This is a genomic window from Lentzea sp. NPDC036949 (assembly GCF_055608075.1).
The window spans coordinates 214006-227577 of record NZ_JBVJRA010000001.1; the positions used below are offsets into that span (position 1 = coordinate 214006).

The following is a 13572-nucleotide window of genomic DNA, read 5'->3' on the forward strand; positions in this document are numbered from 1 at the left end:
TTGATTCGTAAGTGCTGATCTGACTTAGGGGGCCCTGGTGGCGACCGGTACGACGGTGTTCAGCCGTGTCACGGTGGTGGCACCTCGAACGCGTATCGACGTCGCGCTGCCTGCCGACGTGGCGGTGGCCGATCTCCTGCCGATGCTGCTCGACATGGCGAGGGAGGCCACTCCGGACGGTGGTGTCCGGCACGGCGGCTGGTGCCTCGCGAAGCTCGGCGACAGCCCGCTCGACCCGGCGCGCACGCTCGCGTCGCTCGGCGTGGTCGACGGCGAGCTGCTGCAGTTGCGGCGCCGCAACGAGAACCCGCCGCCGCCGCTGTACGACGACGTGGTCGACGCGATCGCCGAGTCCGACCCCGACTCGTTCCGGCCGTGGACGAAGGAGACCGCGCAGAAGTTCGGTCACCTCGCGGGCGCGCTCGCGCTGATCGCCTCCGCGGTGGCGCTGTTCCTGTCCGGCCCGGTCGTGACCGCCGGCAAGGGGAGCGCCCTCGCGGCCGCCATCGCCGCCGGTGTGGCCGCCGTCGCCGCGCTCGCCACGGGCGCGACCATCGCGCGCGCCTACAAGGCGGTGTCGACCGGTGTGCTGATCGCCGCGTGCGGTTCGCTGCCGATGGCGTTCGTCGCGGGCTTCCACGCGGTGCCGGGCGTCAACTTCGAGCCGAAGATGCTGCTCGCGTCCGCGCTCATGATGATCTTCGCGTGGGGCGGCATCCTGCTGATCGGCCAGGGCGTCACGGTGTTCATCGCCGCGGCCACGGCCGGCACGATCGCCGCGCTCGCGTTCCTCGTCGCCACGTTCGTCGAGCACCCGCTGGCCGGTGTGGCCGCGGCGGCGGGAGCGGTGGCGCTGGGCGCGATGTCGATGCTGCCCCGGCTCACGCTGCAGCTCGCCAAGATCCCGCCGCCCGTCGTGCCGACGAACGCGGAGGACCTCAAGGAGGACAGCGGCTTCCCGGAGTTCGCGGTCATCGAGCGCCGCACGGCCGTCGCCCACGAGTACCTCACCGGCATGATCATCGGCACCGGCGTGATCGCCGCGCTGGCCGCGATCGTCGCGTCCGGCGACGGCACGGTCTGGGGCCCGATCTACGGCGTCGTCGTCTCGATCGTGCTGATGATGCGCGGTCGTGCGTACGCGAACGGTGCGCAGGCCGTGGCGCTGCTCTCGACCGGCATGTTCGCCGCGGCGGGCATCCTGGTCGCCTGGATCGCCAAGGCCTCCGAGTTCAACCTGATCGTCTTCGTCTTCGGCACGCTGCTCGTGCTGGGCGCGGCCGCGCTGGTGCTCGGCGTGATCTTCCCCGGCCAGAAGTTCTCGCCGCCGCTGCGCCGCACGGTGGACATCCTGGAGGCGATCCTCATCGCCGCCGTGGTGCCGCTGGCGCTCGCGGTCATGGACATGTACTCCGTCTTCCGGAGCCTGATCACGCCATGAGGACCGGTATCAGGCGCACCACGGCGGCTGCGACCGCCGGACTGCTGCTGCTGACGGGAGCGGTGCCCGCCGCCGCCTCCGCCGCACAACCGTCGTCAGCGCAACCGCCGTCCTCGACGTCCGCAGCGGCGCCGACGTCGGCGACGGGTTCGGCGCCCAAGGTGAACTCGGAGCCGCCACCGCTGCCGCCCGGTACCGCGCCGCCGAAGGACACCGGTCAGCCGGACGTGGAGTACAAGCGCACCAACAAGGAGTGCGTGGCGTCCGACACCAAGAACGAGCTCATCGAAGAGATGCCGTGGGGCCAGCTGAGCCTCAACCTCGAAGAGGCGCACCGGTTCGCGACCGGCAAGAACGTCGTGATCGCGATCATCGACACCGGTGTCGACCCCCGCAACCCGCGGCTCGCCGGCCGCGTCGACCCCGGCGGCGACTACGTCGACAAGACCAAGAACGGCACTGACGACTGCGACGGCCACGGCACCGAGGTGGCCGGCGTCGCCGCCGCGAAGAAGACCGAGGGCGACTTCGTCGGCGCCGCACCGGACGCGCGAATCCTGGCCATCCGCCAGACCAGCGACCGCTACGAGTTCAAGGGCGACGCGACGAACGAGGCCCGCAAGGGCGCGGGCAAGGTCAAGACGCTGGCCGAGGCGATCGTGCGCGCGGCCGACAAGGGCGCGGGCGTCATCAACATCTCGCTGACGAACTGCGGCACCCCCAAGGGGTTCAGCCAGGACGACCGGAACCTGCAAGCCGCCATCCGGTACGCGGTGGACGTGCAGGACGTCGTGGTGGTCACGGCCGCGGGCAACAAGGACGATCAGGGCAACGGCTGCCCGGCCCAGAACGACAACATGGACCCGAACAACGTCAAGGTGATCTCGTCCCCGGCGTGGTTCGCCGACGACGTGCTCTCGGTGGCGTCGATCGCGCGGTCCGGCGAGGTCTCCGAGTTCAGCATCTGGGGCCCGTGGGTCAGCATCGCCGCCCCCGGCGAGGGCATCATCTCGGTCGACCCCAAGGGTGACGGCCTCACCAACGCGAACGTCACCGCGCAGGGCACCAGCGACATCAAGGGCACCAGCTTCGCCTCGCCCTACGTCGCGGGCATCGCCGCGCTGGTGCGCGAGCGGTTCCCGGAGCTGAAGGCGCGCCAGGTGATGGCGCGGCTGAAGGCGACGGCGCTGCAGCCGGGCAACGTGACCGGCAAGGACCACAAGTCCGGCCACGGCATGGTGAACCCGGTCGCGGCGCTCACCGCCGTGCTCCCGGCGGAGGCCGCGGGCTTCACGGCGCCGGAGCCGAAGGTGATGGTCACCGCGCCCACGCCGCCGAAGAGCCTGGACTGGCCGCCGATCATCGTGGCGTTGTCCGGGATCGGCATCGGTGCGGTGCTGCTGGCGCTGACGCTGTTCGTCCGCAACTCGAACCGCAAGCGCGGCGGCACGGCCTAGCCGCGGAACGACAACGGCCCCGCTCGGACGTCGAGCGGGGCCGTTGTCGTTCCGCCGGGGGTCAGTCCTCGCCGATGACCTTGGGAGCGGCCTTCTTCGGCTTGCCGAGCACGTCCTCGACGGAACCGGTGAGCCGGTGCTTCGACTTGTGCTCCTTGTCGCCGCCCTGCTGCCCGCCACCGCCCATCGCGCCCATCATCGGCGCCATGCCGCCCATCATCGCGCCACCGCCGGGAGCGGCCCCGGAACGGCCACCGGCGGCCGCGGCCGTCGTTCCGCCCGCGGCACCCTGCTCGGCGGGCGGCAGGCTCTCACTGACGCCCGTGGCCCCGCCGAACTGCATCTGCTGCGCCGCGGCCGGAGCGCCCGTGCCACCCACACCACCCGCGCCGACACCGCTGCCGCCGACACCGCTCGCACCGACACCGCCTCCGGAGCCGGGAGCGCCGCCACCGGTCGCCGCGGCCGCCGTCGCGGAGGCCCCTGCCGGTTCCGGTGCCGTCACGGCCGGCTTGGCGGGCGGGGCGTACGTCCAGTTCTGCTCGGGGTACCGGTGCTCCATCCGCACGGCGCCGAAGCCGCCCTCCACGCCGGCGACCCCGTCGCACAGCGCGAGGAACGCCTCCAGCACCTGCCGGCCGGACTCGAACAGCTCGCGCACCGGGTCCCTGAGGTCCTCGATGTGCACGCGCGCCCGGTTGTCGCCCTCCAGCGGCAGCGCCGCCACGCCGGACACCGAGTCCGCGGCGTCGGCCAGCACGTGGGCCATGTCCCGCACGATGTCGCGCACCGCGTCGGCGGTCTCCTCCAGCGCGTCGGCCATCGCGGTCATCGCGTCGGACATGTCGCCGCCGGCGAGCCCGACCTTGCGCATGTGCTCCAGGAACGCGTCGGCGTCCCTGCCCTGCCACGCCGCGTCGACACCGCCGAGCGGGCCAGCGACGTGCTTGGTGACCGCCTCGGTGACCCTGGCGGCCTTGCGCCAGCGCTCCGCTTCCTCGCGCAGGTCGTTCCAGTCGCCGACGAGCGGGTCGAAGAACTCGTGGACGAGGTCGACCACGCCCAGCCTGCGGCTCACCCGCGAGAGGAAGTCGAGCTCGGGACCCACCTCGGCCGCGATCTGCCTGCCGTCCTCGGCCACCTTCGAGCTCCCCACTACCTGCGATCGGCCTTCTTGAGACCGTGGACGGCCTCTTCCTCGCTGTACCCGTGGTGCTCCGCCACGGCGTGCAGCCCCTTGGCCGCCGCGTCCAGGGTGTCGCAGGCGCGGGCGAGCTGGGAGTTGAGCAGCTCGGCCGCCCGCGCGTAGCCCCGGGCACTGCCCAGTGCCCTGCCGACCTCGCCGAACGACTCCGGCCGCAGCGGTGACACCCTCATGGCGTCCCGCACGCGCCGCAGGTCGTCGGTCGTGCCGTCGATCCGGTCGGCGTACCTCTCAAGCCACTCGGGGTTGACGGCGATTCGACCGGCCACGGACTGTCCCTTCACGACGGTGCCACCTCGGGTGCACCCCTACGACTGCGGTGCACCCGGAACGGTTCCCGTCACTTCTGCTGCTGCGCCGGGTCCTTGATCTGGCCCTTGACCGCGGGGATCGCGTCGTAGCTGCGGTTCGCGTCGCCGCGGTTGAGCTGCGGGCCCTGCGGCAGCAGGTTCAGGATGTCGTTCGGTGCCGGTGGGAACGTCCCCTCCAGCCCGAGCGCCGCGGCGGTGCCCCCGTCCGGAACGCCGTACCGCACACCGCGACCGGTCACGATGTGGACCGGACCGGCGCCGAAGTCACCGGTGCCCTGGCTCGCCCGCACGACCGCCGCCTTGCCGGGCAGCATCAGGAACTGGTCGATGATCTCGCCGGCCGCACCGGGAGCGCCCAGCTGCACCGGGCTCATGTCCTTCGGGCCCGGCAGCGCGGAACCGATGGTGACCGAGGTGTCGATGGCGTGCTGGGTCCGGTTCTGCGACTCGTAGTCCTTGCCCTTCCAGCCCAGGCACAGCACCGCGTTGTTCGCGTTCGGCTCGATCGTGGTCGGCGTCTTCTCCGGGTACTGCGTGAGGTCGAGCTTGTTCTTCGGTTCGAGGTTGTTCGTGACCGCGCTCGGGGAGAGCTCGGTCGCCTTCTTGTTGTTCGCGTACGCCCAGCGCAGCAGGTCGCCGACCGTCTGGCCGACCTCCTGGAAGCCGTCCTCCAGCGCCACCATGAACCGCTGGGTGCCGGTCAGGCTGACCGAGATGACGTCGCCGATGTTGACCCTGGTCTCGGTGACGTAGGCGGCCTGCTCGCCCTGCCTCGGGATGACCGGCGCCTTCAGCGGCTTGGCCTCGGAGATCGAGTTGAGCAGCGCCGTGCTGACCGCGCGCGGCTGCTTGCCCCGCAGGTTCAGCGCGTTCATCACCTTGTCGTCCTTGAGGTCCACCTCGGCGCGGACGGTGGACGACGAGATGTCGAAGCCCTCGGGCTTCTTGTAGATCAGGTAGGCCTTCTTGGCGCCCGTCCGCTGCTGCACGAGCACGGCGTTGTCGCCGAGCTTCGGGTTGCCCTCGCTGACGCCCGCGATGACGGAGGTCTTGATCTGGTTGGCCGCCGCCTGGTTGCTGCGGAACGCGTCGAGGTCGAGGGTGTCGCAGACCGACCACTGCGCGTCGATGCGGGTCTCGGGCTTGGGCAGCACGTCCGGTGCGTCCGGCAGGCCGGTGAGGCGCCCGCGCGGGTACTTGGACAGCGCGGCCTCGCTGACGAGCTTGGGCTCGCCGCCCGCGGCACCACCGGAGGCGCCGCCGACCGAGCCGCCAGGGGCGTCACCGCCACCGCTCTGCGCCTGGTCCGGGTTCGACCGCGAGTACCAGAGCAGGCGTGCCGAGGCGAGGTTCGTCATCGGCACCAGCACGGGGGTGGACGTCGCGTTGTCGACGACGTAGACCTGCCCGGTCTCCTTGCTGATGGCGATCTGCGTTTCCTTGTCCAGGCGCGGTGCCGGCTTGAAGAACCCGTACACCAGGAAGCCGAGCAGACCGACGATGCCGAGGATCACACCGACCGATGTCGCGCGGGAGTGGTTGCGCATGGGGTCATGCAGCATCACGGCGTCTCTGCGGACGAGCGCGGACTGCATCCGCCGCAGGACGAATTGGTAGGCCTGGACCTGTGACTTGGTGGTGGGTGTTGATGCCATTCTCGGCTCGCTGCTCTCCCAGTCGCGGTACGGTTCGGCAGGATAGCCGGACGCAGGTTGCTCCGTGGGCCGGTTCGCCAAGCCCACCGACCATCGAGGGGAAAGAGACCACAACGGATGTCCGTGACCACTCCACATCCGCCCCGGCCGAACCCCGGGATGGCACGGCCGCAGGGTCCGGGGACTCCTGGCCAGCAGGCACCGGCGCCTCCCCGTCCCGTCGGGCGCGTCCGGCGCAGGGCGGCCGGCGTCAGCCTGGGCTCCTTGCCCGTGTCGAACGTAGTCACGATCGAGGTCGGTCTCGCCATCGCACTCCTCGTGCTGACCCTCGTCGGCGTGAAGGACGCTGCGGGCAACCTGAACGTCGTCTCGCTGTCGATCGCGGGCGGCGTGCTGCTGATCGCGCTGGTAGTGGCCTTCACCCGGTCGCGGGGGCGCTGGCTGACCCAGTGGATCGGCGTCCGGCTGCGCTACAGCTTCCGCTCGCACAGCCGCACCGCGAACCGCGAGGCGCAGCAGGAGTCCAAGCCCGGTGACGACGAGATGCAGGTGCTCGGCGCCGAGGACCCGCGCGTCGCGCTGCTGCGCCTGGCGATCCCGGACCTGGTGATCGCCAAGGGCGTCGACCACGAACGCCGCCCGCTCGCGCTGTCGTGGCACGACGGCGTGTGGACGGCGGTGCTGCTCGTCGACCCGACGCCGCCGCTGATCTCCGCCGTCGGCTCCGCCCCGTCGCTGCCCCTCGGCGCGCTGGTGCCGTGCCTGGAGGACCGCGGCGTGGTGCTGGACGCGATCACCGTGCTCTGGCACTGCTACCCCGGCAGCGCGGCGCTCCCGCCGTCGTCGCCCGCGCTCAGCTCGTACATGGAGGTGCTCGGCCCGCTGCCCGCGGCGGCCAGGCGCACCACGTGGATCACGGTCCGGCTCGACCCGCGCCGCTGCGGCGAGGCCATCCGCGAACGCGGCGGCGGCGTCGTCGGCGCGCACCGCGCGTTGATCGGCGCCCTGTCGCGCGTCCGCAACGCGCTGGAGTCCGCCGGTGTGGCGATCCGCCCGCTCGACTCCGACGAGCTGCTGCGCGCGGCGATCTCCTCGGCCGAGCTGACCGCCGCGGTCGGCGGCACCACCCCCGTGTCGTTGCGGGAGAAGTGGTCCGGCGTCACGGCCGGCGGCGTCGGCCACGCGAGCTACGCGATCACCGGCTGGCCGGCGAAGGGCCTCAAGGGCAACCTGAACGCGCTGACCGGTGTGCGCGCTCTCTCGTCGACGCTGGCGATGTCCATCTCGCCGTCGCGCGAGGACGGTCAGGTGTCGCTGCGCGGCCTGGTGCGGGTGAGCGCCAGGACGCCGAGCGAGCTCGACCGCGCCGACGACCAGCTGACGAAGCTGAGCGACAAGCTGGACATCACGCTGACCCCGTTGCGGGGCATGCAGCTCGCGGGTCTCGCCGCGACGCTGCCGCTGGGAGGTGTGGCATGAGCACGTCGACCCGTCTGCTGGACGCCCGCGGCCGCGGCGCGGTGGCACCGGAGTTCCTGGTGTCGCCGTCCATGCTCGACCTGGTCAGCCCGAGCGGTGACCGCGGCGGCATGATGCTCGGCCAGGGCACCAAGGGCGAGCCGCTCACGGTGTCCGTGCTGCGCCCGACCCCGACCCGCATGGTGGTCGTCGGCGGCCTGTACCTGGCCCGCCAGATCGCGCTGCGGGCCATGGCGACCGGTGCGTGGATCATCATCGCGACCGGCCGCCCGCAGGCCTGGCAGCCGGTGGTGCGCGCGGCGGGCCAGGGCCCGGACGGCCGCCCGTCCCAGCTGGTGCAGCTGCGCCGGTTGTCGCCGGCCGACCTGCCCCGCCCGACCGAGGACATGCCGCTGCTCGTCATCCACGACGGCGGCCACGTCCCGCAGGAGCTGTTCCCGCCGCGGGCGGCGTGGCAGACCACGATGTACGTGCTGCCGTACCTGCACCCGCAGGCCTCGTCGACGGCGAACAACGCGGACCTGGTGCTGCTGCAGCGCCTCCCGATGGGCCAGGCGCAGCTCGCCGGGCAGATGTGGCGCCTGCGCCCGCAGATGTTCCAGCAGCTGACCCAGCTGAAGGACGACCAGGTCATCGCGATGGGCCAGGACATGTGGGCGCACCTGCGCCTGTACACCACGCCCACCGAGCAGCAGATCCTCGGAGCGGTCCGCCGCGGCGACTGAGGACCCGACGAACCGCGCCCCCGAACGGTGATCCGTTCGGGGGCGCGGTCGTGCCGGGCCTGATCAGCACTCGAAGCGGCTCTCACCCGAGATCGAGCTCTGCGGGACACCGGCGCCGTCGCGCCACTGGACGAGCGTGCGGTAGGTGTAGTGGCCGGAGCCCGAGCAGTTCCAGGACGCGATCGCGCTGCCGGGACCCTGGTAGTGGGCGCTGGCCTCGATGACCCAGCCCCACGCGCGGAGCCGCTGGAGGAAGACGTCGACACCCTGGGCACAGCTGCCGGAACCCCTGCCGTGCACCCAGCCCGTCGTCTTGGTGGGGTTGTCGGCGTTGTGGCAGGCCAAGACCCCCGGTGCGGTCGGCACCGTGACCGGCGTGGCACCGGCGGTCGAGGTCGTGAGCGCCAGGGCCGCACCGGTGATCGCAGCCAGCTGAACGAAGCGACGAATCATTGCTGGTTTCTCCTCAGTGATTCAAGGTCACCAAATAGGAACAGCACATCGCGTGCTGTTCATCGTGCGTTGTTCGATTGCGGAATCAAGCCGAGGGCGCGCTGACGAGACGACCTGTCACCGCCCGCGAACGCGGTTCACCAGGCAAAACAGGCCACTTCCCGGCCATTCGACATCGATCTTCTCGACGCGCGGAAGCACGATCTGAGCCCCCCAGCCCCATGTTCCGAAACTCCGGGAACAACCCCAGAAGAACTTGTGTTCCCACAACTGAACGTAGAGCACGGGTGAAACATGTTCAACCACACTTGAACGCCCCCCGTGACCGCCCGCTCTCCCTGCGTGGCGGCCGTGAGCGTGCGCACCGGCCCGACCTGGACCGACTCCAGGACCGGCGAGGGCACCGCCGGCCGGGCCGCGCGAGCCATCCGCTTCCCCAAAGCCGCATTGTTCTGTCCATAGACCCGCTGCACCAACTAATTCACACGGGCGCGAAATCTGTGGAATGGCCGAACGCGTCTTAATCCGTGAAACTTCTTGTGCGCAATCCGTCCACGCCACTAGGAAAAACTTCACCTGCAGGACCAGGCGACGAGGGAGAACGCTGCTATGGGTGAATCGTGGCTCAGACGAGCGGCTGGAATCGGACTGGTTGCGGGCACCGCGCTCGCGTTGACGTCCGTCTCCGCCACCGCTGCGCCCGAGGGGGAGATTCGCAACCTCGGTGCGTCCAACGCGGTCAAGGACAGCTACGTCGTGGTGCTGAAGGACTTCAGCACCACCAGTGTCGAAAGCCTCAGCGCCAAGTACGACGCTCAGGTGAAACACACCTACAAGTCCGCTTTGCGGGGTTTCTCCGCGACGATGTCCGAGTCCCAGGCCAAGCGCCTCGCGGCTGACCCGAGCGTCGCGTACGTCGAGCAAGACGCCGAGGTCCGCATCTCCGACACGCAGACGCCGACCCCGTCGTGGGGCATCGACCGCATCGACCAGCGGGCGCTCCCGCTGGACAACAGTTACACGTACCCGAACGCGGGCTCCGGCGTCACCGCCTACATCATCGACACCGGCATCCGCACCACCCACAGCGACTTCGGCGGCCGCGCCTCCCACGGCCGCGACACCGTCGACAACGACAACGACGCCACCGACTGCAACGGCCACGGCACCCACGTCGCCGGCACGGTCGGCGGCACCCGCTTCGGCGTGGCCAAGGACGTGAAGCTCGTCGCCGTCCGCGTCCTCAACTGCGCGGGCTCCGGCACGTTCGCGGGCGTCATCGCCGGCATCGACTGGGTCACCGCCGACGTGCAGGGCAACCCGGCCCGCAAGCCCGCGGTCGCCAACATGTCCCTCGGCGGCGGCGCGAACCAGACCGTCGACGACGCCGTGAAGCGCTCCATCGCCGCCGGCGTCACCTACGGCTTGGCCGCGGGCAACGACAGCGGCTCCAACGCCTGCAACACCTCCCCGGCCCGCACGCCGGAGGCCATCACGGTCGGCTCCACCGAGCGCACCGACGTCCGTTCGAGCTTCTCGAACATCGGCACGTGCCTCGACATCTTCGCCCCCGGCACCGGCATCACCAGCGCCTGGCTGACCGACGACAACGCCACGAACACCATCTCCGGCACCTCGATGGCGACCCCGCACGTGGTGGGCGCGGCAGCGGTGTTCCTCGGTTCCTCCCCCGCCGCCACGCCGCAGCAGGTCCGCGACGCCCTGGTGGAGAACGCCACCTCCGACGTCGTCACCAACCCCGGCACCGGCTCCCCGAACAAGCTGCTGCACATCACCGGCACCACCCCCGGCAACCCGCCCGGCCAGTGCCCGGCGGTCACGAACGACACCGACACGGCCATCCCCGACGCGGGCTCGGTGACCTCCCCGATCACCATCGCCGGGTGCAACGGCAAGGCCACCGCCACCGCCTCGGTGAAGGTCGCCATCAAGCACACCTACCGCGGTGACCTGGAGCTCGCCCTGGTCACCCCCTCGGGCGCCGTGAAGCTGCTGAAGGTCGCCACCAGCGGTGACAGCGCCGACGACGTCAACGCCACCTACTCCGTCAACGTCTCCACCGAGAACGCCAACGGCACCTGGCACCTGCGGGTCCGCGACGCCTACAGCCAGGACACGGGCCACATCGACTCGTGGACCCTGAAGCTCTGACGCTCATCCCGCTCCCGGAGCCCCCGGTGCACCACCGGGGGCTCCTCCCCTTTGCGCGGGAGGAGGACACGGCCGGTGACAGCTCAGGACAGGGTGCGCACCCGGCGGGTCGCCTCGGCCCGCGCGGCCAGCTCCTCGTCGGCCGGGAAGTCCACCCGAACCAATGACAAGCCGTGCGCCGGCGCCACGGTGACCCCGCTGGCCCGCCCGTGCAGCGACAGCAGCCCACCGGGCCACTCCACCGGCTTCCGCCCCTCCCCGACGGCCAGCAGCGCCCCGATGAGCGACCTGACCATCGAGTGGCAGAAGGCGTCGGCGGACACGAACGCGGTGATCACACCGTCGTTCCCGGCACGGACCAGTTCGAGCCGTTGCAGCTCGCGGATCGTCGTGGCGCCCTCGCGGCGTTTGCAGAACGCGCAGAAGTCGTGCTCCCCCAGCAACAACGCCGCGGCGGCGTTCATCGCGCCGACGTCCAGGGGGCGTGGCCAGGCCAGCGTGTCCAGGCGGCGCAACGGGTGCGCACCGAACGGCGCGTCGGTCACGCGGTACTCGTAGTGGCGGCGCAGGGCCGAGAACCGCGCGTCGAACGCGGCGGGCACGACCCTGGCGGAGAAGACCCGCACGTCCGAAGGCAGCGCACGCGCCAGGCGCTTCGGGAAAGCGGCGACGTCCAGGGACGCGGGCAGGTCGGCGTGGGCGACCTGCCCGGAGGCGTGCACACCGGCGTCGGTGCGGCCCGCGACGGTCAGGACGACGTCCTCGCGCAGCACCATCGACATGGTGTCTTCCAGGACACCGCACACCGTCCGGCGGGAGGGCTGGCGGGCCCAGCCGGAGAACTCGGTGCCGTCGTAACCGAGATCAAGGCGCACACGAACGAGCCCGCCGTCCCCGGAAGCGGGAACGGCGGGCTCGTCAGCGGTCAGACTCAGGACTTGTCCTTGGCGGACTCGTCCTTGGCCTCTTCCGCCTTGACGTCCTCGGCCGACGGCTCGCCGTCAACCTCGACGGCACCCTCAGCGGGCTCCTCGGCGGCGTCCTTGGTGGCGGACTCGGGCGCGTCGGCGTCCTGGTCCTTCACCTCGTCGTCCGCCTCGACGACCGGGGCCTCGGCGGCGGCCGGCTTCTCGTCCTTGGCGAACTTGGTCTTGCGCGCAGCCTCGGCCTCCGTGGAGACGAGCTTCTGCTGCACCAGCTCGATGATGGCCATGGGGGCGTTGTCGCCCTTGCGCGCCAGCGTCTTGGTGATGCGGGTGTAGCCACCGGAACGGTCGCTGAAGAACGGACCGATCTCGGCGATCAGCTTGTGCACGACGTCCTTGTCGCGGATCAACTTCATGATCTCGCGGCGGTTGTGCAGGTCGCCGACCTTGGCCTTGCTGATCAGCTTCTCGGCGTACGGACGCAGCCGCTTCGCCTTCGCCTCAGTGGTCTTGATCCGGCCGTGCTCGAACAGCGCCGTCGCCAGGTTGGCGAGCAGCAGCCGCTCGTGCGCCGGGGACCCACCGAGCCGGGGGCCCTTGGTAGGGGTGGGCATCGCTTACTCCTGTACCTGAAAGAGATCCTCTAGCTCTGGTTCAGAGCCTCAGAGCTGCTCGGTCTCCGCGTAGTCCTGGCCGTCGTCGTGGGGGTCCAGGCCTGCGCCGGCACCCCAGCCCGTGTCGGACGGGTGGTAGTCCGACGCGGCGGCGGACGGGTCGAACCCAGGAGGCGAGTCCTTCAGCGCGAGGCCGAGGCCGACGAGCTTCATCTTGACCTCGTCGATCGACTTCGCACCGAAGTTGCGGATGTCCAGCAGGTCCGCTTCGCTGCGCGAAACCAGCTCGCCGACGGTGTGGATGCCTTCCCGCTTGAGGCAGTTGTAGGACCGGACGGTGAGGTCCAGGTCCTCGATCGGCATCGCGAACGCGGCGATGGTGTCGGCCTCGGCCGGCGACGGGCCGATCTCGATGCCCTCGGCGTCGATGTTCAGCTCGCGAGCGAGGCCGAACAGCTCCACCAGGGTCTTGCCCGCGGAGGCAACCGCGTCCCTCGGGGTGATCGAGGGCTTGGTCTCCACGTCGAGGATCAGCTTGTCGAAGTCCGTCCGCTGCTCAACACGCGTCGCCTCGACCTTGTACGTCACCTTGAGAACCGGCGAGTAGATCGAGTCGACGGGGATGCGGCCGATCTCGGCGCCCGCCTGCTTGTTCTGGACAGCCGGGACGTAGCCGCGACCGCGCTCGACGACGAGCTCGATCTCCAGCTTCCCCTTGCCGTTCAGGGTCGCGATGTGCAGGTCGGGGTTGTGCACGGTGACACCGGCCGGAGGCACGATGTCGCCCGCGGTCACCACACCGGGGCCCTGCTTGCGCAGGTACATGGTCACCGGCTCGTCCTCCTCGGACGAGACGACGAGCTCCTTCAGGTTCAGGATGACGTCGGTGACGTCCTCCTTCACCCCGGGAACCGTGGTGAACTCGTGCAGCACGCCGTCGATGCGGATGCTCGTGACAGCAGCACCGGGGATCGACGAGAGCAGCGTGCGGCGGATCGAGTTGCCGAGCGTGTAGCCGAAGCCCGGCTCCAGCGGTTCGATGACGAACCGGGAACGGGTCTCGGAGACCGCTTCCTCGCCGAGCGAGGGGCGCTGGGAAATCAGCACTGGGTTCAACCTTTCTACAACGACGCCC

12 protein-coding genes are annotated in these 13572 nt (G+C 70.6%); 5 read left to right on the top strand and 7 right to left on the bottom strand.

Annotated features, from left to right (window positions below; all coding sequences use genetic code 11):
• Positions 1-37 precede the first annotated feature (37 nt).
• Both eccD and mycP read left to right on the top strand, forming a co-directional pair.
• Positions 38-1441 (top strand): type VII secretion integral membrane protein EccD, encoded by a 1404-nt coding sequence (gene eccD, locus ACZ7CD_RS01015; RefSeq protein ID WP_360395760.1) that lies wholly within the window; start codon positions 38-40, stop codon positions 1439-1441.
• The gene (mycP, locus tag ACZ7CD_RS01020; protein ID WP_360395759.1) at positions 1438-2898 is read left to right on the top strand and encodes a type VII secretion-associated serine protease mycosin; all 1461 of its coding nucleotides are present in this window, start codon (positions 1438-1440) and stop codon (positions 2896-2898) included. The genes eccD and mycP overlap by 4 nt, the downstream gene beginning before the upstream one ends.
• 61 nt (positions 2899-2959) lie before the next feature.
• Here mycP and ACZ7CD_RS01025 read toward each other — a convergent pair whose 3' ends face one another.
• The 3 genes from ACZ7CD_RS01025 to eccB all read right to left on the bottom strand — a co-directional run bounded on the left by ACZ7CD_RS01025 (position 2960) and on the right by eccB (position 6068).
• Complete coding sequence (locus ACZ7CD_RS01025) at positions 2960-4039, bottom strand: WXG100 family type VII secretion target (RefSeq protein WP_360395757.1); 1080 nt, start codon at positions 4037-4039, stop codon at positions 2960-2962.
• Positions 4040-4053: 14 nt separating this feature from the next.
• The gene (locus ACZ7CD_RS01030) at positions 4054-4371 is read right to left on the bottom strand and encodes a hypothetical protein (RefSeq protein ID WP_470378130.1); all 318 of its coding nucleotides are present in this window, start codon (positions 4369-4371) and stop codon (positions 4054-4056) included.
• Between the two features lie 71 nt (positions 4372-4442).
• Positions 4443-6068, bottom strand: coding sequence for a type VII secretion protein EccB (gene eccB, locus ACZ7CD_RS01035; protein WP_458430190.1), 1626 nt, complete (start codon positions 6066-6068; stop codon positions 4443-4445).
• 270 nt (positions 6069-6338) lie between these two features.
• On the opposite strand from eccB, the gene eccE reads away from it, so the two are divergent.
• Positions 6339-7547, top strand: a complete 1209-nt coding sequence (gene eccE, locus ACZ7CD_RS01040) for a type VII secretion protein EccE (RefSeq protein ID WP_360395753.1) — start codon at positions 6339-6341, stop codon at positions 7545-7547.
• Positions 7544-8272, top strand: coding sequence for a hypothetical protein (locus ACZ7CD_RS01045; RefSeq protein ID WP_360395751.1), 729 nt, complete (start codon positions 7544-7546; stop codon positions 8270-8272). Before eccE ends, ACZ7CD_RS01045 begins: the two co-directional genes overlap by 4 nt.
• A 63-nt stretch (positions 8273-8335) precedes the next feature.
• On the opposite strand, the gene ACZ7CD_RS01050 is transcribed toward ACZ7CD_RS01045, so the two are convergent.
• Positions 8336-8725, bottom strand: coding sequence for a hypothetical protein (locus ACZ7CD_RS01050; RefSeq protein WP_470378131.1), 390 nt, complete (start codon positions 8723-8725; stop codon positions 8336-8338).
• Positions 8726-9334: 609 nt separating this feature from the next.
• Here ACZ7CD_RS01050 and ACZ7CD_RS01055 point away from each other — a divergent pair.
• Positions 9335-10897, top strand: coding sequence for a S8 family peptidase (locus ACZ7CD_RS01055; RefSeq protein WP_360395748.1), 1563 nt, complete (start codon positions 9335-9337; stop codon positions 10895-10897).
• An 83-nt stretch (positions 10898-10980) separates the two neighbouring features.
• On the opposite strand, the gene truA is transcribed toward ACZ7CD_RS01055, so the two are convergent.
• From truA to ACZ7CD_RS01070, 3 genes are read right to left on the bottom strand one after another with little or no spacing between them, the layout of a single operon-like run.
• Positions 10981-11772: a tRNA pseudouridine(38-40) synthase TruA gene (gene truA, locus ACZ7CD_RS01060; RefSeq protein WP_470378132.1), complete on the bottom strand. Its 792-nt coding sequence runs from the start codon at positions 11770-11772 to the stop codon at positions 10981-10983.
• A gap of 56 nt (positions 11773-11828) precedes the next feature.
• Positions 11829-12437 carry a 50S ribosomal protein L17 gene (rplQ, locus tag ACZ7CD_RS01065; protein WP_360395745.1) on the bottom strand — a complete coding sequence of 203 codons (609 nt, stop codon included), beginning with the start codon at positions 12435-12437 and terminating at the stop codon, positions 11829-11831.
• A 48-nt stretch (positions 12438-12485) separates the two neighbouring features.
• Positions 12486-13544: a DNA-directed RNA polymerase subunit alpha gene (locus ACZ7CD_RS01070; protein ID WP_053733132.1), complete on the bottom strand. Its 1059-nt coding sequence runs from the start codon at positions 13542-13544 to the stop codon at positions 12486-12488.
• Positions 13545-13572: the final 28 nt, after the last annotated feature.

What these genes read in the sequence shown, in the direction of transcription:
- mycP (WP_360395759.1), top strand. Translation starts at nt 1,438, where the DNA reads ATGAGGACCGGTATCAGGCGCACCACGGCGGCTGCGACCGCCGGACTG.
- ACZ7CD_RS01045 (WP_360395751.1), top strand. Translation starts at nt 7,544, where the DNA reads ATGAGCACGTCGACCCGTCTGCTGGACGCCCGCGGCCGCGGCGCGGTG.
- eccB (WP_458430190.1), bottom strand. Translation starts at nt 6,068, where the DNA reads ATGGCATCAACACCCACCACCAAGTCACAGGTCCAGGCCTACCAATTC.
- ACZ7CD_RS01050 (WP_470378131.1), bottom strand. Translation starts at nt 8,725, where the DNA reads ATGATTCGTCGCTTCGTTCAGCTGGCTGCGATCACCGGTGCGGCCCTG.
- rplQ (WP_360395745.1), bottom strand. Translation starts at nt 12,437, where the DNA reads ATGCCCACCCCTACCAAGGGCCCCCGGCTCGGTGGGTCCCCGGCGCAC.
- ACZ7CD_RS01055 (WP_360395748.1), top strand. Translation starts at nt 9,335, where the DNA reads ATGGGTGAATCGTGGCTCAGACGAGCGGCTGGAATCGGACTGGTTGCG.